Origin of the sequence: Shewanella sp. SM71 (genome assembly GCF_025653905.1) — a bacterium.
GTDB lineage: Bacteria > Pseudomonadota > Gammaproteobacteria > Enterobacterales > Shewanellaceae > Shewanella > Shewanella oncorhynchi.
Genome location: NZ_JAKKRW010000013.1, coordinates 136,501 through 155,556, shown reverse-complemented (window position 1 = coordinate 155,556; position 19,056 = coordinate 136,501). Strand labels below are relative to the sequence as shown.

General features: G+C 45.8%; 14 protein-coding genes and 1 rRNA gene. 12 read left to right on the top strand and 3 right to left on the bottom strand.

Going from position 1 to position 19,056, the window contains the following annotated elements; translation table 11 throughout:
• The first annotated feature begins 133 nt into the window (after positions 1-133).
• Positions 134-249: ribosomal RNA gene (gene rrf, locus L5L97_RS14265) — 5S ribosomal RNA — on the top strand.
• Positions 250-561: 312 nt separating this feature from the next.
• Positions 562-1,836 carry a CinA family nicotinamide mononucleotide deamidase-related protein gene (locus L5L97_RS14260; protein WP_263140920.1) on the top strand — a complete coding sequence of 425 codons (1,275 nt, stop codon included), beginning with the start codon at positions 562-564 and terminating at the stop codon, positions 1,834-1,836.
• 91 nt (positions 1,837-1,927) lie between these two features.
• Here the strand turns inward: L5L97_RS14260 and L5L97_RS14255 are convergent, their stop codons facing one another.
• Positions 1,928-2,473 (bottom strand): DUF1439 domain-containing protein, encoded by a 546-nt coding sequence (locus L5L97_RS14255; RefSeq protein WP_263140922.1) that lies wholly within the window; start codon positions 2,471-2,473, stop codon positions 1,928-1,930.
• The gene (ppc, locus tag L5L97_RS14250; RefSeq protein ID WP_113941466.1) at positions 2,473-5,142 is read right to left on the bottom strand and encodes a phosphoenolpyruvate carboxylase; all 2,670 of its coding nucleotides are present in this window, start codon (positions 5,140-5,142) and stop codon (positions 2,473-2,475) included. The genes L5L97_RS14255 and ppc overlap by 1 nt, the downstream gene beginning before the upstream one ends.
• A 623-nt stretch (positions 5,143-5,765) precedes the next feature.
• Between ppc and argC the strand changes: the two genes are divergently transcribed.
• The 5 genes from argC to argH all read left to right on the top strand — a co-directional run bounded on the left by argC (position 5,766) and on the right by argH (position 11,252).
• Positions 5,766-6,746 (top strand): N-acetyl-gamma-glutamyl-phosphate reductase, encoded by a 981-nt coding sequence (gene argC / locus L5L97_RS14245; protein ID WP_131525846.1) that lies wholly within the window; start codon positions 5,766-5,768, stop codon positions 6,744-6,746.
• Positions 6,747-6,777: 31 nt separating this feature from the next.
• Positions 6,778-7,560 carry an acetylglutamate kinase gene (gene argB, locus L5L97_RS14240; RefSeq protein WP_131525847.1) on the top strand — a complete coding sequence of 261 codons (783 nt, stop codon included), beginning with the start codon at positions 6,778-6,780 and terminating at the stop codon, positions 7,558-7,560.
• Positions 7,561-7,572: 12 nt separating this feature from the next.
• Positions 7,573-8,478, top strand: coding sequence for an ornithine carbamoyltransferase (locus L5L97_RS14235; protein WP_263182474.1), 906 nt, complete (start codon positions 7,573-7,575; stop codon positions 8,476-8,478).
• Between the two features lie 59 nt (positions 8,479-8,537).
• Complete coding sequence (locus tag L5L97_RS14230) at positions 8,538-9,776, top strand: argininosuccinate synthase (protein WP_173248114.1); 1,239 nt, start codon at positions 8,538-8,540, stop codon at positions 9,774-9,776.
• A 108-nt stretch (positions 9,777-9,884) separates the two neighbouring features.
• On the top strand, positions 9,885-11,252 hold the full coding sequence (gene argH / locus L5L97_RS14225) for an argininosuccinate lyase (protein WP_263182473.1): 1,368 nt from the start codon (positions 9,885-9,887) through the stop codon (positions 11,250-11,252).
• Positions 11,253-11,352: 100 nt separating this feature from the next.
• Here the strand turns inward: argH and L5L97_RS14220 are convergent, their stop codons facing one another.
• On the bottom strand, positions 11,353-13,887 hold the full coding sequence (locus tag L5L97_RS14220) for a penicillin-binding protein 1A (RefSeq protein ID WP_263182470.1): 2,535 nt from the start codon (positions 13,885-13,887) through the stop codon (positions 11,353-11,355).
• 188 nt (positions 13,888-14,075) lie between these two features.
• Here L5L97_RS14220 and L5L97_RS14215 point away from each other — a divergent pair, with 188 nt between their 5' ends.
• The 5 genes from L5L97_RS14215 to L5L97_RS14195 are packed head-to-tail and all read left to right on the top strand — an operon-like array spanning position 14,076 to position 18,935.
• Positions 14,076-15,155 (top strand): pilus assembly protein PilM, encoded by a 1,080-nt coding sequence (locus L5L97_RS14215; protein WP_105253014.1) that lies wholly within the window; start codon positions 14,076-14,078, stop codon positions 15,153-15,155.
• On the top strand, positions 15,143-15,727 hold the full coding sequence (locus tag L5L97_RS14210) for a PilN domain-containing protein (protein WP_105250539.1): 585 nt from the start codon (positions 15,143-15,145) through the stop codon (positions 15,725-15,727). The genes L5L97_RS14215 and L5L97_RS14210 overlap by 13 nt, the downstream gene beginning before the upstream one ends.
• A complete protein-coding gene (locus L5L97_RS14205; RefSeq protein ID WP_131525851.1) occupies positions 15,724-16,347 on the top strand; it encodes a type 4a pilus biogenesis protein PilO in 624 nt (207 codons plus the stop codon). The genes L5L97_RS14210 and L5L97_RS14205 overlap by 4 nt, the downstream gene beginning before the upstream one ends.
• The gene (locus L5L97_RS14200; RefSeq protein ID WP_105250537.1) at positions 16,347-16,862 is read left to right on the top strand and encodes a pilus assembly protein PilP; all 516 of its coding nucleotides are present in this window, start codon (positions 16,347-16,349) and stop codon (positions 16,860-16,862) included. The genes L5L97_RS14205 and L5L97_RS14200 overlap by 1 nt, the downstream gene beginning before the upstream one ends.
• Before the next feature lie 21 nt (positions 16,863-16,883).
• Complete coding sequence (locus L5L97_RS14195) at positions 16,884-18,935, top strand: type IV pilus secretin PilQ (protein ID WP_212601377.1); 2,052 nt, start codon at positions 16,884-16,886, stop codon at positions 18,933-18,935.
• Positions 18,936-19,056 lie beyond the last annotated feature (121 nt).

The following is a 19,056-nucleotide window of genomic DNA, read 5'->3' as shown; positions in this document are numbered from 1 at the left end:
CCATGGAGGTCGTACGAAAAGCCTTAGACAGAATATCGACACTTGATAAAGTGTGAACTCAAACAAAGCAAATCAGCTTTCCGAATTATTATTAACGTGGTCCAGAGATGGACACGGTAATAAACAGAATTTGCTTGGTGACAATAGCCTTGTGGAACCACCTGATCCCATCCCGAACTCAGAAGTGAAACGCAAACGCGCCGATGGTAGTGTGGGGTCTCCCCATGTGAGAGTAGGTCATCGCCAAGCGCCTAATTATCTCGTAGAGATGTAACGAAGCCAGCTGAATAAGCTGGCTTTTTTGCGTCTGCAATTTGTCAATTTCAGCCTAGTTTGTCCTCAATTTATTAGTTTCTCTTCAATTTTCTCTCTACAATTACCTTCTTTCACGCTCCACGATATTGATAATTCGTGCCGCTTGGCTTTTATTTCAGCAGTTATTATGACAATGCTTCGATTTCGCTACAGCGATCTGAGTTCTAGATCGCGCCTTGCTATTGCTATTAGTTAAGCGGTTACTTACCTTATGATTTAATTTGTTGGGGTAGATAAGGATCTGAGATGAAGTTAGAGATGATTTGTACTGGGGAAGAGGTGTTGGCGGGACAGATTGTTGATACCAACGCCGCTTGGTTTGCCAGTACTATGATGGAGCATGGTGTCGAGATCCAGCGTCGAGTAACAGTCGGCGATCGCCTCGAGGATCTGATTGCGGTTTTCCAAGAACGTAGCTTACATGCAGATGTGATTCTCGTTAATGGTGGTCTCGGGCCGACGAGTGATGATATGTCTGCTTTAGCGATGGCGAAGGCGAAGGGCGAACCATTGGTTGAGAATGCGGAGTGGCGTGAGCGTTTAGAGGAGTGGTTTACCCGTAATAACCGTGAAATGCCTTTAAGTAATCTCAAGCAAGCTATGCTGCCAGCGTCAGCTGTGATGGTTGATAACCCAGTGGGAACCGCTTGTGGTTTTAGAGTTAAGCTTAACCGCGCTTGGTTATTCTTTACGCCTGGTGTGCCTTTTGAGCTGAAGCACATGGTTACAGAGCAGTTTGTGCCCTTTATTCGCGAAGAGTTTAACCTTGATGCTAAGGTCGCCTTAAAGAAACTATTGACCATAGGCCAAGGTGAGTCCGCTTTGGCAGATAAGTTAGAACCGCTAGAGCTGCCAGAAGGCATTACTATTGGTTACCGCTCTTCTATGCCGCATATTGAGATTAAGATTTTCGCCCGTGGCGAGAAGGCGATTGCAGTATTACCTCGCGTCGCTGGGCACATCAAAATGGTGCTGGGTACTGCGGTTGTCGCGGACGATAAAGCCACTCTTGCCGAAGAAATTCATTATAAGCTACTTAACTCAGGCTTGACCTTAAGCGTTGCCGAGTCTTGCACTGGCGGCATGATCACTAGCCAGTTAGTTGATTTCCCCGGCAGTTCATCTTACTTACAGCACGGATTAGTGACTTACAGTAATGAATCTAAAGTGCGCGTGTTAGGTGTTAATCCTTCAACCTTAGATGATCATGGTGCAGTCTCTATTGCGACTGTGGAAGAAATGGCTAAGGGGGCAAGGCAAATTTTAGACAGTGATTATGCGCTGGCAACCAGTGGAATCGCGGGGCCCGATGGTGGCACAGATGAGAAACCTGTGGGCACTGTGGCGATCGCTTTAGCAACTCGCGGCGGTGTTTACAGTCAGATGATTAAACTACCGAGACGTTCACGGGATCTGGTACGCAGTTTAAGTGCTGCTGTGGCTTACGATATGCTAAGACGTGAGCTTTTAGCTGAAGCTGTGATCGTCGATTATCAGTCGATTGGGCGATTCAGTAAGTAACTCTTATACGGGTATATATCCATTTATGCCCGCCAACAAAAATGCTCCCGAGGGAGCATTTTAACTTCTACAGAGATACAAAAATGGCAGATTATTTAGTGAACTTAAGCACTAATTTGCCTGGGGCAACTTGAATGCTTTCGGTCATTTTTGCCATCAGTGCTTGGTTACTGTCCTTGGTATCCAGCACATACACAGGCTGGTTTTCTAAGAATTGTCTTAGATAACCCATCACCTGCGGCGTGGCACTGCTAATCGCTTTTTCAATATCCTTGGGCGTTGATTCCACTTTGACTAATTCGAGTTGGCGCAGATAGACACTGTGCGTTGCGCTGTCATACCAAGGCTTGGCTTCGAAAGTCGTAGTGAGTTTGGCGCTCAATGGAAAGATCGGATTCTTAATTGATACTTGAGTTGCGGCACTTACGCTCATAGTGTCAGGTTTTACACCTAGCTTGACACTGATGTCGTTAATGCGCACTTCAGCGCCAACTAATTGATTGCCTTGTTTAACCTCAAAGTGGATCTCTTTACTGAGGTACTGCTCCATTTCATGCTCGCTGATACTGTACTGCGAGACGCAGCCGCCAAGCAGTACAGTCAGTCCCAAGCAAATCGTGCGGGAAAGTTTTTTCATTAACCAGTGTTTCTCATACCCGCTGCCACACCTGCAATGGTTAGCATTAGCGCTAACTGTACATGTTCAGACGCAGGAGTTTCGGTTGTTTCCTTACGTGTCCGCGCTAATAGCTCGGTTTGTAAGAAGTTTAATGGATCGATATACGGATTTCGCAGTTTAACTGATTCGCGATTCCACGGTGTATGCGCCATTAAACTATCCGATTTTGTCAGCTCAAGCACGACTTTAATGCCCAGATCTAAGCGTTGGCGCAAGGTTTCGCCTAAGTGATGCAATTCCTTAGGTACTAAACAGGTTTCGTAGTAGCGGGCCAAATTAGGTTCCGCCTTGGCGTAGACCATTTCCAGCATTGAAATGCGAGTGCTGAAGAAGGGCCATTCCCGCTCCATATCTTGCAGTAAGCCCATCTCACCGCGTTCACTGGCGGCTTGTAGTGCTTCACCTGCGCCGAGCCATGCAGGTAACATCAAGCGGTTTTGCGACCAAGCAAAAATCCACGGAATAGCTCGCAGACTTTCGATCCCACCATCGACACGACGTTTGGCTGGGCGGCTGCCGAGTGGCAGTTTTCCTAATTCCACTTCTGGCGTTGCCGCGCGGAAATAAGCCACAAAATCAGGTTCATCACGCACTATGCCACGGTAAGCACCCACTGATTCTTCTGCGATACGTTGCATGCAATTGCGCCATTCTTGCTTCGGCTCTGGCGGTGGTAACAGGGTTGCTTCCAATACGGCCGAGGTATACAGGGCCAAGCTTTGAACCGCGAGTTTTGGTAAGCCAAACTTGAAGCGGATCATCTCGCCCTGCTCAGTCACGCGAATGCGGCCATCTACCGAACCTGGTGGTTGCGATAGGATTGCTTTGTGTGCAGGACCACCCCCGCGACCAATGCTGCCACCACGGCCATGGAATAGTGTGAGCTTGACGCCCGCTTGTTTACAGACTGCCACTAACTGCTCTTGGGCGTGATACTGAGCCCAAGCCGCCGCCATAACACCGGCATCTTTAGCTGAGTCAGAGTAGCCAATCATGACCTCTTGCATGCCCTTGGTATAGCCACGATACCAGTCAATATCGAGCAAATCGGTAATACATGCAGCGGCGTTGTTTAAGTCGCTTAAGGTTTCAAACAGTGGCACCACGCGCATTGGATGCGAACAGCCTGTTTCTTTGAGTAACAGTAAAACCGTTAAGACATCCGATGGTTTACCCGCCATCGAAATCACATAGGATCCGAGTGCTTTTGCCGGATGTTTAGCAATCAAACGACAGGTATTAAGCACTTCGGCCACATCGGCCGAGGGTTGCCAGTTACTTGGGATCAGTGGACGACGGTTGCTGAGTTCACGTAATAAGAAGGCTTGCTTCTCAGTCTCGTCCCAATGGTTGAAATCACCCATGCCGAGATAGCGAGTTAACTCGGCGAGCACATCGCTGTGACGGCTGGCATCTTGGCGAATGTCGAGCCTGAGCATATGAATGCCAAAGCAGGCGAGACGGCGGAGAATGTCGAGCAATAAACCGTTGGCGATTAAGCGCATACCGCAGTCGGTTAAACTCTTATAGAGCATTTCTAGCGGCGCTTTGAGATCGCTTTCTTGCCAAATCAGGCTCGACTTATCGACTTCAGGATTGTGGCCTTCGATGCGCGCATTTAAATAATCTATGGTGTCACGCAGTCTTTGACGAATAGATCGCAGCACGTGTCGGTAAGGTTCGCAGCTGTTATTGGTATAAGCCTTTAACTCATCATTGGCTTCTTCCATCGACAGTTCACCGACCAGTAGGACTATGTCTTTTAAGAATAATCTGGCGGCAGCATGGCGGTTACGATCGAGCACCTCTTGGGTGACTTTTGCGGTAACAAACGGGTTGCCGTCGCGATCGCCGCCCATCCAGCTTGAAAAGCGCACTGGCGCGATATCAATCGGTAATTGCTGCCCTGTGCGTTGCTGCACTCGATCGTTAAGTTGTCTTAAGAAGTCAGGCACCGCATGCCAGAGTGACTCTTCAATGGTGGATAATCCCCAGCGAGCCTCATCTACTGGAGTTGGGCGCTCGCGGCGGATCTCATTGGTGTGCCATATTTGCGCGATTAATTGGCGCAGGCGCAGATTGATCTGTTGACGTTCTCTATCCGATAGTTGGTCGTTTTCTTGCTCTGTTAAGCAGTCGACAATGGCGGCGTATTTTTGGATCAGGGTGCGACGGGAAATTTCAGTGGGGTGCGCTGTTAGCACCAGATCGATATCCAGTGTTTTTAGACAGTCGAGCATTTTAGCTTGGTCGACACGACCATTGAGCATGCGGCCTAGGAGTTGTTCCACTGGGTCTGGCACGCAGACAAGTTCGTCGCAATTACGACTGATAGTATGAAATTGCTCGGATAAGTTAGCTAAGTTAAGAAATTGGTTAAAAGCTTTTGCAAAAGGGACTAATTCTTCGTCTGGCAAAGCTGTCAGTAACTCGAGCATTTGCTCTCTGGCGGCTTGATCGCCTCGGCGTGAGTCTTTGGCAAGCTTACGGATCTGTTCAACCTTCTCAAGAAAAGAGTCCCCAAGATGGGTACGCATAGTATCGCCAAGGATTTGGCCTAACATACTCACGTTCGATCTTAATGACGCATACATATCTGTCATATTGTCTGCCATGGTTACTGACATAGTTACTCCGAATAGAAAAACATGAAAATTCCGCTGTGCATTTAGCCCGTTAGCACAATACCTATCACTTGGGGCTATGGTCAACAGCAGAACTTATAACTTATACGACTGGCTTATCCGATATGCAACCAATCACGGTATTTGATGAAGAATATTCAATAGAAATGCGAAGTCACGCAATATTTTTTGATGATTAGTGCAAGTGAATATGAAGTGCATCATTTTATGCTTTGCAGACATGTATCTTAGCTGTTAATGAAAAGGACTGATTTTGACTCATGTTGACCCTGGATAACTGTGTTATTAACGAGTTAGCTGAATGGGAACTGTGTCTTCGATATCCTAATTTGAGCTTAAAAGATGAAAATAAATTAAAAATATATATTCACATATATTGCATAAGTAGATCTTTGTGGTAGTCTAGCCATCAGTTGAGATGAGTCACCCCCTGTGACCTGTAGAGTGAATATCATGATGCACAGTATTAGCCTGACAGTGAATAAAATAACAACCTATTACGATTTCCTGCGACGATAGTCTTGTCATCATAGATATGCGCGGTTGCGTGTAAGCTATTCATCTACTCTTTAAGTTTCTTTGATTCGGTTAATAAGACAAAAAACATGAAAAATATCGCCATTATTGGTGCCAGTGGTTACACAGGCGCGCAACTGACCGCTTTAATCCATGCAGAAGCAGAACTGACGATTCAGGGTTTGTATGTTTCTGAAAACAGTTTAGATAAAGGTAAACCTTTAGCGGATTTGTATCCTAGCTATAGCCATATCGCATTAACGTTGTCGCCATTGTCCGATGAAGCTAAGGCAACAATCGTTGCAGAAGCGGATGCCGTGGTGTTAGCGACCGAGCACTCGGTGAGCCTGCATTTAGCGGCTTGGTTTTATAGCCAAGGGTTAGCGGTATTCGATTTAAGCGGTGCCTATCGTTTTAGCGATGTGGCGCAATATCCGAAGTGGTATGGCTTTGAACATGAATATCCTGAAGTTTTAGCCAAAGCCGTGTATGGCCTTGCCGAATGGAATGCTAAAGAAATCGCTGCGACTAAGATGATTGCCGTGCCAGGTTGTTACCCGACCGCATCATTGACAGCGTTAAAACCGCTAGCGAGTTTACTGACATCGGCTTATCCGGTGATCAATGCCGTGAGCGGCGTAACAGGTGCGGGCCGTAAAGCGCAGTTACACACCAGTTTTTGTGAAGTGAGCCTGACACCTTACGGCGTATTAGGCCATAGACATCAACCCGAGATCGCCACTCAGCTTGGTCAAGAAGTGATATTTACCCCGCACCTTGGCAACTTTAAGCGTGGCATTTTAGCGACCATTACTGTGCAGCTAAAACCAGGCACTACGACTGCCGATGTGGCAGCGGCCTATAGCGTATATGACCAGGCGCCATTGGTCACCGTGAAGCACAATCAGTTCCCGAAAGTAGACGATGTGGTGCTGACACCTAACTGTCACTTAGGTTGGAAGTTTGATGAGAATAGCGGTTACTTAGTGGTAGCTAGTGCCATCGATAACTTGATGAAAGGTGCTGCAAGCCAAGCGCTGCAATGCATAAAGATTCATTTTAACCTTTAATTGTTCATCCTTATTTAAGAGAGTCGTCAAGATGTCTATAAACAACTCAGTATTAGTGCTTAAAGTGGGCGGCGCGCTGCTGCAATGTGAAATGGGGATGGCGCGATTGATGGATACGGCTGCGGCTATGTTAGCCAATGGTCAGCAAGTGTTGATGGTGCATGGCGGCGGCTGTCTGGTGGATGAGCAGCTAGCAGCGAATGGTATGGAAACCGTCAAGTTAGAAGGTTTGCGTGTGACTCCGCCTGAGCAAATGCCGATTATTGCCGGCGCACTTGCGGGTACTTCGAACAAAATTCTTCAAGGCGCAGCGACTAAGGCTGGCATTGTGAGTGTGGGCATGAGCCTCGCCGATGGCAATACTGTTTCGGCTAAGATTAAAGATGAGCGTTTAGGCCTAGTGGGCGAAGTCACGCCAAACGATGGCACTTATCTTAAGTTTATCCTCGCCCAAGGTTGGATGCCGATTTGTAGCTCTATCGCCATGATGGACGATGGACAAATGCTTAATGTCAATGCAGACCAAGCGGCAACGGCATTAGCCAAATTAGTGGGCGGCAAGTTAGTGCTACTGTCGGATGTTTCTGGGGTGCTCGATGGTAAAGGCCAGCTCATCCACAGTTTAAATGGCAAGCAGATAGCAGACCTTGTTAAGCAAGGTGTGATCGAAAAAGGAATGAAGGTCAAAGTTGAAGCTGCGCTCGAAGTCGCACAGTGGATGGGGCAGGCGGTACAAGTTGCCTCGTGGCGTGATGCAAGCCAATTAATCGCATTAGCAAAAGGTGAAGCCGTAGGAACACAAATCCAACCATAAGTGGAGTAGGTTATGAAGCATTTACTATCGATAAAAGACTTAACCCAGCAGCAGTTACAGGATCTAATTGCCTTGGCAAAAACGATCAAAGCCAATCCGGCTGAGTATCGTCATGCGCTGGATGGCAAGAGTGTGGTGATGTTATTTGAAAAGCCCTCACTCAGAACACGCGTTAGCTTTGATATCGGTATTAATAAGCTCGGTGGCCACTGTTTATACCTAGACCAGCAAAATGGTGAACTGGGAAAACGGGAATCGGTTGCTGACTTTGCTTCTAACCTGTCATGTTGGGCCGACGCAATTGTGGCGAGAACCTATTCACACACCACTATCGAACAATTAGCCGAGTTCGGCTCAGTGCCCGTGATCAATGCGCTGTCGGATCTTTATCATCCTTGCCAAGCCTTAGCTGACTTTTTAACTCTGGCAGAGCAGTTTGAGGATGTCAGTAAAGCTAAATTAGCTTATGTTGGTGATGGTAATAATGTCACTAACTCGCTGATGTACTGTGCGGCTATTCTCGGTGCCACCATGACAGTGATCTGCCCTGCGGGTCACTTTCCTGATGGCTACGTAGTGGCAGAAGTGCAAGAGCTCGCCAAACGATATGGCGGCAAGATAGTGCTCACTTCAGATATCGATGCGATTGAAGGTCACGACGCTATTTATACTGATACTTGGATTTCAATGGGCGACCCAACGCCGCTGGCGGATATTAAAGCGAAGTTTGCACCATACCAAGTAAACAAAGCTTTGATGGCGAAAGCGGGCGCTAACTTCTTTATGCATTGTTTGCCTGCCCACCGTGGTGTAGAAGTAACAGATGAAGTGATGGACGGTGCAGGCTCCTTAATTCTGCAACAAGCCGAAAATCGGATGCATGCCCAAAATGCGGTACTGGTAACCTTATTTAGTTAAATTAACCCTGTTTAGCAGCCTGTTTTCTCCTTGAGAGAAACGAGTCATAGGAATTTAAGATGTCTATCGAGATAAAAAATACTGGCGTGAAAAAAGTGGTTTTAGCCTATTCAGGTGGTCTAGATACCTCGGCCATTATTCCTTGGTTAAAAGAAAACTACGATAACTGTGAAATCATCGCATTCTGCGCCGATGTTGGCCAAGGCGAAGAAGAGTTGGTTGGCTTGACTGAAAAAGCTTTAGCTTCAGGTGCTTCTGAATGTCATATCGTCGATCTAAAAGAAGAATTCGTTAAAGACTATATCTACCCAACGATTGCGAGCGGTGCGATTTACGAAGGCACTTATTTACTCGGTACGTCAATGGCGCGTCCTATTATTGCTAAAGCGCAGGTTGAAGTGGCTCGTAAAGTGGGCGCCGATGCTCTGTGTCACGGTTGTACTGGCAAAGGTAACGACCAAGTGCGTTTCGAAGGTTGCTTCGCCGCATTAGCACCTGATTTAAAAGTGATTGCCCCATGGCGTGAATGGACTATGCAGAGCCGTGAAGATCTACTGGCCTATTTAGCTGAACGTGACATCAAGACGTCAGCATCAGCGACTAAAATCTATAGCCGTGATGCCAACGCTTTCCATATATCCCATGAAGGTGGTGAGTTAGAAGATCCATGGAACGAGCCAAGCAAAGGCGTATGGACACTGACTGCCGATCCTGAAGATGCACCGAACAAGCCTGAATATGTGTCGCTAGAAGTAGAACATGGCCGTATCACTAAAGTGAATGGTGAAGCCCTAACGCCTTATGCTGCGCTGATGACATTAAACGCCATTGCTGCGCCACACGGTGTGGGTCGTATCGACATTACCGAAAACCGTTTAGTCGGCATGAAGTCCCGTGGCTGTTACGAAACACCCGGCGGCACTGTGATGTTCGCAGCACTACGTGCGATTGAAGAGCTTGTACTCGACAAGACTAGCCGTAACTGGCGTGAGCAAGTTGCCGCACAAATGGCGCATTTAGTGTATGACGGCCGTTGGTTCACGCCACTGTGTAAGTCATTGCTGGCAGCATCTGAGTCACTGGCTGAATCAGTGAACGGTGAAGTTGTGGTTAAACTCTACAAAGGCCAAGCGAGCGCAGTGAAGAAACGTTCACCTAACAGCTTGTACTCTGAAGCGTTTGCCACCTTTGGTGAAGATCAAGTGTACGATCAAAAACATGCCGAAGGCTTTATCCGCCTGTACTCATTGGCGAGCCGCATCCGCGCACTCAACGCTAACGATGTAAAGTCTAAGTAATAGGTCGTGTAAAAGGGCGCCTAGCGCCCTTTTTTGTTTTTAGGTTTTGATTTAGTTTTTGATTCAGATGAGTCGATTTCAAATAAGCAGTGAGTAAGGGGAGTTAGCATGGCTTTATGGGGTGGAAGATTTCAGGGCGAAACGAGCGCGCTATTCAAATTATTCAACGATTCGTTGCCTGTGGATTATCGCTTGTTCGAACAGGATGTGGTCGGCTCCATCGCTTGGGCGGATGCGATCGCCAGCGTGGGAATTATCTCGGCAACTGAATGCTGCGACTTGAAAAAAGCGCTTAATGACTTGCTGGTGGAAGTGCAGGGCGATCCGGCGATTATTCTTGCCTCGGGCGCCGAAGATATTCACAGTTTCGTCGAGTCGGCTTTGATTGCCAAAGTGGGCGATCTCGGTAAGAAATTGCACACTGGTCGTAGCCGTAACGATCAAGTTGCCACCGATTTAAAGCTTTGGTGTCAATCCGAAGGCAAAGCATTACTCGCGCGCCTTCACAGCTTACATGCTGAATTACTGGCGTTGGCTGAGCGTGAATTTGATGCGGTAATGCCGGGTTATACTCACTTGCAGCGCGCGCAACCTGTGACATTTGGCCACTGGTGTTTAGCGTATGTGGAAATGACTGAGCGGGATATCAGCCGTTTAAGCGATGCGTTAACCCGCGCTAATACCTGTCCTTTAGGTTCTGGAGCATTAGCAGGCACAGCTTATAAGATGGATCGACATGCTCTGGCCGCGGCGCTGAATTTTGCCTCGCCAACGCTGAATAGCTTAGATAGCGTATCAGACAGAGATCACGTGGTAGAGCTTTGTTCAACCGCATCGATCAGCATGATGCACTTAAGCCGTATGGCTGAAGATTTGATTTTCTTTAACTCAGGTGAAGCGAACTTTATTTCCCTGAGTGATGAAGTGACCTCGGGTTCATCCCTGATGCCACAGAAGAAAAATCCAGACGCATTAGAGCTTATCCGTGGTAAAACGGGCCGGGTGTATGGCAGCTTAGTGGGCATTCTCACTACGATGAAAGCGCTGCCTTTGGCGTACAACAAAGATATGCAGGAAGATAAAGAAGGCCTGTTTGATGTGGTCGATAGTTGGGCAATTTGCCTCGATATGGCGGCGTTAGTGTTATCGGGTCTGAAAGTTAATCGTCCTAATGCGCTGTTAGCTGCGCAGCAAGGTTATGCAAATTCAACTGAGCTTGCGGATTATCTCGTGTCTAAAGGTATGCCTTTCCGTGAGGCGCACCATGTTGTGGGTGAAGTCGTGGTTGCTGCGATAGCGAAGCAAATTCCGCTCGAGGATTTCTCCTTGGCCGAATTAAAAACTTTTGCCGCTATCATTGAAGATGATGTCTATCCAAACCTGACTATTGAAGCTTGTTTAGCGAAACGTGACGTGCTCGGTGGTACTGCATTGCCACGAATTCAGAAGGCGATTGCGGCCAAGAAAGTACGTTAGCGAGTTATTCAAATCCACAATTCAAGCCAATAAAAAACGCGACATTAGGTCGCGTTTTTTATTGGGCCACAATTAGTGATAATGACTTTTTAGCATTTGTTTATTGGAATAAGTCGTCAGTTGGCGCATCGATGAAGAGGTTATTTTCATCCTGAGTTTCGCTGATGTATTCCTTCGGCTCTGTACCTGAAATAAAGTACTCGAACGCACTGGTATAGTCGGTTTTTCGAGTAAGTTTACCCGTCGCTAAATCAATGCGTACCGAAACTATGCCTTCTGGCGGAATCGAGGTTGTCTCAGGAGTGCCTTGTAAGACACTGTTCATAAACTCGTTCCAGCCCGGACCTGCTGTTTTCGCACCCGCTTCGGCGCCAGTTATCTGATCTTTTTCGCCGTTTGCATTCCATGCGGTTCTGCCCAGTTGGCGACCGTGATCGTCGAAACCGACCCAGAAAGTGCTAGTGATGACTGGGCTAAAACCACTGAACCAAGTGTCGCGCGATTCGTTGGTAGTACCCGTTTTACCTGCAATATCATGGCGCTTAATCAATTTTGCTGCGCGCCAAGCCGTACCTTGCCAACCCGTGCCTTTACTCCAATCGCCCCCACCCCAGATCACGCTCTTCAGTGCTTCGGTAATGAGGAATGCCGTTTGCTCTGAAATAATTTGCGGAGCGTAGCGACCAGTTTGTTTGAAACACTGGGCAACGGGGGCACTAGGTTCAGCACTAGAGTCTCCACTTACGCTGAACGCCATAGGATCGCTCGGTGTAACTGGTTGGCTAAGACTTTGGCTAGGCATACAGGCCAATGTAGGGTTCGCTTTTTCGATGACATTGCCGTAAGCATCTTCTACGCGATCAATATAGAAAGGTTCGAGTAAGAAACCGCCGTTAGCAAATACGTTAAATGCAGTAACTACTTGCAATGGCGTGACTGAAGACGAACCTAATGCAATCGATTCGTTGCGAGGTAAGTCGTTAGGATCAAAACCAAATTCAACGAGTTGAGCAATGGTTTCGTCGAGTCCGACATGGCGCATTGCACGCACAGACATAACGTTAATAGATTGCGCTAAACCCACACGTAAACGAGTGGGGCCGCCATAGATATCGGGTGAGTTTTTAGGGCGCCATGCAGTGCCTTGGCTGATATCGGGTTTATTAATTGGCGCATTGTCTATGAGGGTCGCTAAGGTAAAGCCTTTCTCTAATGCTGCGGCATAGATGAAAGGTTTAATATTCGAACCTAATTGACGTTTCGCTTGAGTCACTCGGTTGTATTGGCTTTGGCTAAAGCTATAACCACCAACTAAAGTGCGAATAGCACCATTTTTGGGGTCGAGTGATACTGTTGCGCTGGCGACTTCTGGTACTTGCGATAGTTGCAAATATTGGCCGTTATCACGGATCCAAATACGCTCGCCGACCTTGAGTATGTCAGAAGCTGATTTCGGTACACTGCCTTGACGCTTATCAGTAATAAATTTACGTGCCCACTTCAATCCATCCCAAGTAATGACTTTAGTTTCGCCTTTGGCGGTCATTATGCTGGCTTGCTGATCTGCAATGCTGATGACTGCGGCGGGTTGCAATTCTTGTACTGAAGCAATCTTGGCTAGTTCAGTTTTGATTTGAGCAGGTTCAGGTTTTTCGTCCGTCCACAACACGGCAGCAGGACCGCGGTAGCCATGGCGTTCATCATAGGCATAGACGTTATTACGCAGTGCCTGTTGAGCTTTAAGTTGTAGATCCGATGAGATAGTCGTATAGACGTTGTAGCCATTGGTATAGGCTTCTTCTTCACCGTACTTCTGTACCATGTAATCCCGAGCCATTTCAGAAATATAAGGGGCATAGAGATCAATTTCAGCGCCATGATATCTGGCCACCAATGGTTCTTGTAGTGCTGCTTGGTATTCGGTTTGGCTGATGTAGCCGACTTCATTCATCCGCATGAGGACGACATTACGGCGAGCCAATGCACGCGAAGGTGACGTGATTGGATTGAGTGTAGAGGGCGCCTTGGGTAGGCCTGCAATAACGGCCAGTTCAGATAAGCTGAGTTCTTGCACGTTTTTACCGAAATACACTTGCGCAGCAGCCCCAACCCCATAGGCCCGTTGGCCTAAGTAAATGCGGTTTACGTAGAGCTCTAAAATTTCATCTTTGGTGAGCAACTCTTCAATATGATAGGAGATAAAAATCTCCTTCACTTTACGAATAATAGTCTTATCGCGGGTTAAGAAGAAGTTACGCGCGACCTGCATGGTAATCGTACTCGCACCTTGCTTTTTCTCACCAGTGGTCAACATCACTAATGCGGCGCGAAGCACGCCAACAGGGTCTATACCACCATGTTCATAAAAGCGGGCATCTTCGGTTGCGATAAACGCCTGTAGCAGAGGTTTTGGCACTTCGTCTAACGTTAGTGGAATGCGACGTTTCTCACCGAATTGAGAAATAAGTTTGCCGTCACTACTGTAAATACGTAAAGGTGTTTGAAGTTGCACATTTTTTAGTGTTGAAACATCCGGTAAATCCGGCAAAACATAAAAGTATGCTGCCACAATGGCGCCTACGCCCAAAAGGGCTAGACTGAATAGTGCTATAACAATACGTTTTAACCACTTCACCAAAATTTATCCTAATGTTCTGTTAAGTGCGACAGTATATAAGGCGCACACGTCTTGGTGAAGTAAAAACGTGAGACTCACAAAATAGCATTTGTAAAATGATGAAACATTCGATACAAGTAAGTATAACAAGTTGATTTTGTGCTAATCTCTTTTACTGAAATATAAATAAAAAAGTGACAATGGATATGCTTTCAAATTTATGGAAGCGTCAGGCTCCGCAGATGGTGGGAATCGATATCGGTTCCCATGAAGTTAAGGCCATTTTGTTGAGTAAGACTGCTGACGGATACAAAATATTGAGTCATGCCGCGGTACCCATTAAGAAGGGAGCCGTTAACGATCATGATATTCGTGATGCTGATGCCGTTGTTGAATGCCTTAAGCAAATAAAACGTAGCCTGCCTAAATCCGTTAAATATGCCGCTGTTTCTGTTTCGGGTTCTGCTGTGATGACGAAAGTGATCTACATGGATGCCTCCCTTAGTGAGGAAGAAATGGAGGCACAGATAGAAATTGAAGCCGATAACCTTATTCCGTATTCACTCGATGAAGTTAGCATAGATTTTGAAACGCTAAACGTAAACAGTACCGATCCTACTAAAGTTGATGTGCTGTTGAGCGCATGCCGCACTGACAATATTGATGTCAGAGTCGATGCGCTGGATAGCGTTGAACTTGAGGCTAAAGTGGTGGATGTTGAAGGTTACGCTCTAGGTAGAGCTGCCGAGTTAATTCTGGCTCAGCTTCCAGAAGGAGCGAAGCATAAAGCCGTTGCTATGGTTGATATCGGCGCGAATATGACGACTTTCTCTGTGGTTGAATCGGGTGAGACGACTTTTATTCGTGAGCAAGCTTTCGGTGGTGAGCAATTTACTCAGTCAATATTATCCTTCTATGGCATGTCTTATGATCAAGCTGAGAAAGCAAAGATTGAAGGCGACTTACCACGAAATTATATGTTTGAAGTCTTGTCACCTTTTCAAACTCAGCTATTACAACAAATAAAACGTACGCTGCAGATTTATTGCACTTCCAGCGGTAAAGATAAAGTCGACTATCTCGTATTATGCGGTGGGACATCTAAATTAGAAGGTATGGCTAATTTACTGACGAATGAATTGGGTGTTCACACTATTATCGCCGATCCTTTTCAAGGGTGTTTGCATGCCGATGAGTCTGTTAAAAGTGCGCTGCAACCTACAATCAGCAAATATATGGTTGCTTGTGGCTTAGCATTGAGGAGTTACGGTCAATGGCGAACATAAACCTACTCCCTTGGCGAGAAGAGGCGAGAGAAAAACAAAAGCGCGACTATATTGGTATTTTAGCGGCAGTATTTTTAGCGTCGGCGATTTTAGTCTATGTCGCAGTATCTTTATTAGATGTTATGACAGATGAGCAAAAAGCACGTAACGCTTATTTGCAATCGGAAATCAGTCTGCTTGAAACACAAATTTCTGAGATCAAGAAAATTACTGAACGTAAGAAAGATATTGAGCGGCGTACAGAAATTATTCTTAATCTACAGCAATCCCGTAATTTGCCTACTCACGTGTTAGATGAGCTTGTTCGAATTGTACCTCCAGGAATATATCTGTCTAGTCTAGAGAAAAAAGGCAGTTTGTTGCTGATTGAAGGGCGTAGTGAATCGAACAATAACGTCGCCAACATGATGCGAAAAGTGAAAACTTCCGAATGGTTAACCGATCCTAATATGCAATCGATCGTGACCCAAAATGAAGAGTTACGGCAATTACAGCGTTTTAGTTTGAGAGTCACTATTAAAGGCGCGAGTGTAGATGAGCCTGAGAAAATGACAAAAGGAGCGAGTAAATGAAACTCGATCTAAGTCAATTTAATGATATCGACTTTGAAAATATTGGTGGTTGGCCAAATCAAGTTAAAACCTTTTTCGCGATCCTTTTAGCACTCTGTGTTTTTGCTGCGGGATATTTATTGGTCGTCTCCGATTCGGTAGATATTTATACCGCAGAGCAAGATAAAGAAGTGCAGCTTAGAGATGATTTCAAGAATAAGTATCAACTTGCGGCAAATTTAAAACTCTACCGAGAGCAGCTAGCGACGATGGAAGTACAGTTTGCAGAGTTACTGAAGATGCTGCCATCTGAAAATGAAATGCCAGGTTTGCTAGACGATTTAACTTTTGTGGCTACGGATGCAGGACTCAAAATTAATAGTTTGAATTGGGAGGCCGAAATCCAGCGGGATTTCTACATTGAGTTTCCAATTAAAATGTCTGTGACGGGAGATTACCATCAGCTAGGTAGTATGGTGAGTGGTGTCGCTAAGCTGCCGCGTATCGTTAGCCTCCATGATTTCACCATTAAGCGAGATGAAGCAGGCAACTTAGCAATGGATATCTTAGCCAAGACATACCGCTTTAAAGAAGGGGCTGAATTACCGCCTGAAAAACCTGCTAATAAGGGGAAGAAATAATGAAATTCTTACCTTTGTTAGCCTTGAGTCTTTTTTTAATGGGTTGTGTTGGCGATCGTAGTGATTTAGAGCTATTTGTTACTACAACCAAAGCGCAACACGTTGCTCATATCCCGCCCTTGAAAGAGCCGCCAAGATTTGAGCACTTTGCCTATCAAGCCGAGTTAATGCGTAGCCCTTTTGTACCACCTTCGCGTGAGTTAACGGAAGAAGTTGTTGATACCAGCAAAGATTGTTTACAACCGGACTTAAAGCGTCGAAAAGGACGATTAGAAACTTATCCTTTAGATAATTTAAAAATGCGTGGCACCTTAAGTGAAGCCGATACAACTTGGGCGTTAGTTGAAACAAATGACGGCAGTGTTTATCGGATGGGCGTTGGTGAGTATTTAGGTCTGTTTAATGGACGCATTTCTAAAGTTACTTCACAAAATGTCGAAGTAGTAGAATTAATTCCAGATGGTTCAGGCTGTTGGTCCGAAAGGACGAGCAATTTAGAACTTTCTGGAGAATAACGAGCGAAGGATGAGGGAATAATGAAATCTTCTGCCGCGATAAAAGTCCCGTTAATTTCTTCAGGCTTAATCAAGTCTGTTATTGGGATCGCATTGGTATTTGGCATTTTGCCATCGAGTTATGCTGCAAACCGATTAATGGATGTTAAGTACCATGCCTTGGTTGACCATCAGTTAGAGCTAGAGTTGGTATTTGAAGAAGCGGTCACTCCGCCAGTTATTGACTCTAATGCCTCGCCTGCAGAGCTCGTATTAACCTTTGATAATAGTATTTCTGGTTTATCCAAGGATCGCTTACCCATTAATCAAGTCGGTGTAACTGACATGGTGACTGAGCAACAAGATACTCGTCTTAAAGTCACCTTAGGTATGTCCAAAGTGAAACCTTACCAAGGTTCAGTCATGGGCAACTCATATCGACTCACTATTAATGATGAGGTTGCAGGCGCTCAGACTCAGGCAGAAAATCCCTTCGTTAACAGCATTAAAAATATCGATTTTCGTCGTAATGAAAATGGTGGCGGTGAGTTATTAGTCTATTTGAATAACCGCTCGGTTGCCGTTAACGTTGAGCAAGTGGGCGCTAAACTCGAAGTTAAGTTATATAACACTGATATTAATAGTGATCTGCTTTATGTTATGGATGTGAAAGATTTTTCAACGCCAGTAAAAAGCTTCGAGACATTTAAAGAAGATCTAACAACGCGCATTTTAGTTGATATTGCTGGGGAATATGAGTTCAGTTATAAGCAAGAGGATAATCTCTTTAGACTCTCGATGAATAAAGTTGAGAGAGTTGCCGCCAAGAAAGATGTTAAAAAATACAATGGCCGAACTTTGTCGCTTAACTTTCAAAATATCCCTGTACGTACTGTTTTGCAGATCATTGCTGACTATAACAATTTTAACTTAGTCACGAGTGATACTGTTGAAGGCAACATCACCTTGAGATTGGATGATGTGCCCTGGGACCAAGCATTAGATTTGATTCTACAAACCAAAGGCCTAGATAAACGTATCGAAGGCAACATCTTAATGGTGGCACCGAGCGAAGAGTTGGCTATTCGTGAAAGCCAAAATCTCAAAAATAGGCAAGAAGTTAAAGAGCTAGCACCTTTGTATTCTGAGTACTTGCAAATTAACTATGCCAAAGCGATCGATATTGCTGAGCTCCTTAAAAGTGCAGATTCTAGTTTACTCTCGCCACGCGGTTCAGTCGCGGTCGATGAACGTACCAACACTGTACTTGTGAAAGATACGGCAGAAACGATTGAGAACATCCATCGTTTAGTCGAAGTACTCGATATCCCTATTCGTCAAGTACTGATCGAGTCACGTATGGTAACGGTCAAAGATGATGTCTCTGAAGACTTAGGCATACGTTGGGGCGTAACGGATCAGCAGGGCAGTAAGGGAACCTCAGGTACATTAGAAGGTGCTCAGAGTATTGCCAACGGCATCATTCCAACTCCTGACCAACGTTTGAACGTTAATTTGCCTGCGGCAGTGACCAATCCAACAAGTATCGCATTCCACGTTGCTAAGTTGGCAGATGGTACTATTCTTGATTTGGAATTGAGTGCGTTAGAGCAAGAAAATAAAGGTGAAATTATCGCCAGCCCTCGTATTACTACCTCTAACCAAAAGGCGGCTTATATTGAGCAGGGTGTGGAGATCCCTTATGTGCAGTCGACTTCAAGCGGTGCAACCTCGGTCACTTTTAAGAAAGCCGTGTTGTCCTTGCGAGTTACACCACAAATTACACCAGATAACCGCGTTATTTTAGATTTGGAAATCACCCAAGACTCTCAGGGCAAGACGGTTGACACACCAACGGGTCCCGCTGTCGCCATCGATACTCAACGTATTGGCACTCAAGTGCTAGTTGATAACGGTGAAACCATAGTCCTTGGTGGTATTTATCAGCAAAACTTGATCAGCCGTGTGAGTAAAGTCCCTATTCTCGGTGACATTCCCTTAGTCGGTTTCCTGTTTAGGAACACAACAGACAAAAATGAGCGTCAAGAGCTACTTATTTTCGTAACCCCCAAAATAGTCGGTGAGAAGATCTAAGCACTTGCTATGTATCGACTAAAGCCAGCAGTGATTGCTGGCTTTATTATTACTGGAATACAATTCTTTGCATAAATAGCGCACATGGCTTGCCATAGTAGACCCTAAGCTGAGATAATCC

Excerpts from the sequence above, each read along its gene's own strand:
- L5L97_RS14260 (WP_263140920.1), top strand. The coding sequence starts at position 562 with ATGAAGTTAGAGATGATTTGTACTGGGGAAGAGGTGTTGGCGGGACAG.
- L5L97_RS14255 (WP_263140922.1), bottom strand. The coding sequence starts at position 2,473 with ATGAAAAAACTTTCCCGCACGATTTGCTTGGGACTGACTGTACTGCTT.
- ppc (WP_113941466.1), bottom strand. The coding sequence starts at position 5,142 with ATGTCAGTAACCATGGCAGACAATATGACAGATATGTATGCGTCATTA.
- argC (WP_131525846.1), top strand. The coding sequence starts at position 5,766 with ATGAAAAATATCGCCATTATTGGTGCCAGTGGTTACACAGGCGCGCAA.
- argB (WP_131525847.1), top strand. The coding sequence starts at position 6,778 with ATGTCTATAAACAACTCAGTATTAGTGCTTAAAGTGGGCGGCGCGCTG.
- L5L97_RS14235 (WP_263182474.1), top strand. The coding sequence starts at position 7,573 with ATGAAGCATTTACTATCGATAAAAGACTTAACCCAGCAGCAGTTACAG.
- L5L97_RS14230 (WP_173248114.1), top strand. The coding sequence starts at position 8,538 with ATGTCTATCGAGATAAAAAATACTGGCGTGAAAAAAGTGGTTTTAGCC.
- argH (WP_263182473.1), top strand. The coding sequence starts at position 9,885 with ATGGCTTTATGGGGTGGAAGATTTCAGGGCGAAACGAGCGCGCTATTC.
- L5L97_RS14215 (WP_105253014.1), top strand. The coding sequence starts at position 14,076 with ATGCTTTCAAATTTATGGAAGCGTCAGGCTCCGCAGATGGTGGGAATC.
- L5L97_RS14210 (WP_105250539.1), top strand. The coding sequence starts at position 15,143 with ATGGCGAACATAAACCTACTCCCTTGGCGAGAAGAGGCGAGAGAAAAA.
- L5L97_RS14205 (WP_131525851.1), top strand. The coding sequence starts at position 15,724 with ATGAAACTCGATCTAAGTCAATTTAATGATATCGACTTTGAAAATATT.
- L5L97_RS14200 (WP_105250537.1), top strand. The coding sequence starts at position 16,347 with ATGAAATTCTTACCTTTGTTAGCCTTGAGTCTTTTTTTAATGGGTTGT.
- L5L97_RS14195 (WP_212601377.1), top strand. The coding sequence starts at position 16,884 with ATGAAATCTTCTGCCGCGATAAAAGTCCCGTTAATTTCTTCAGGCTTA.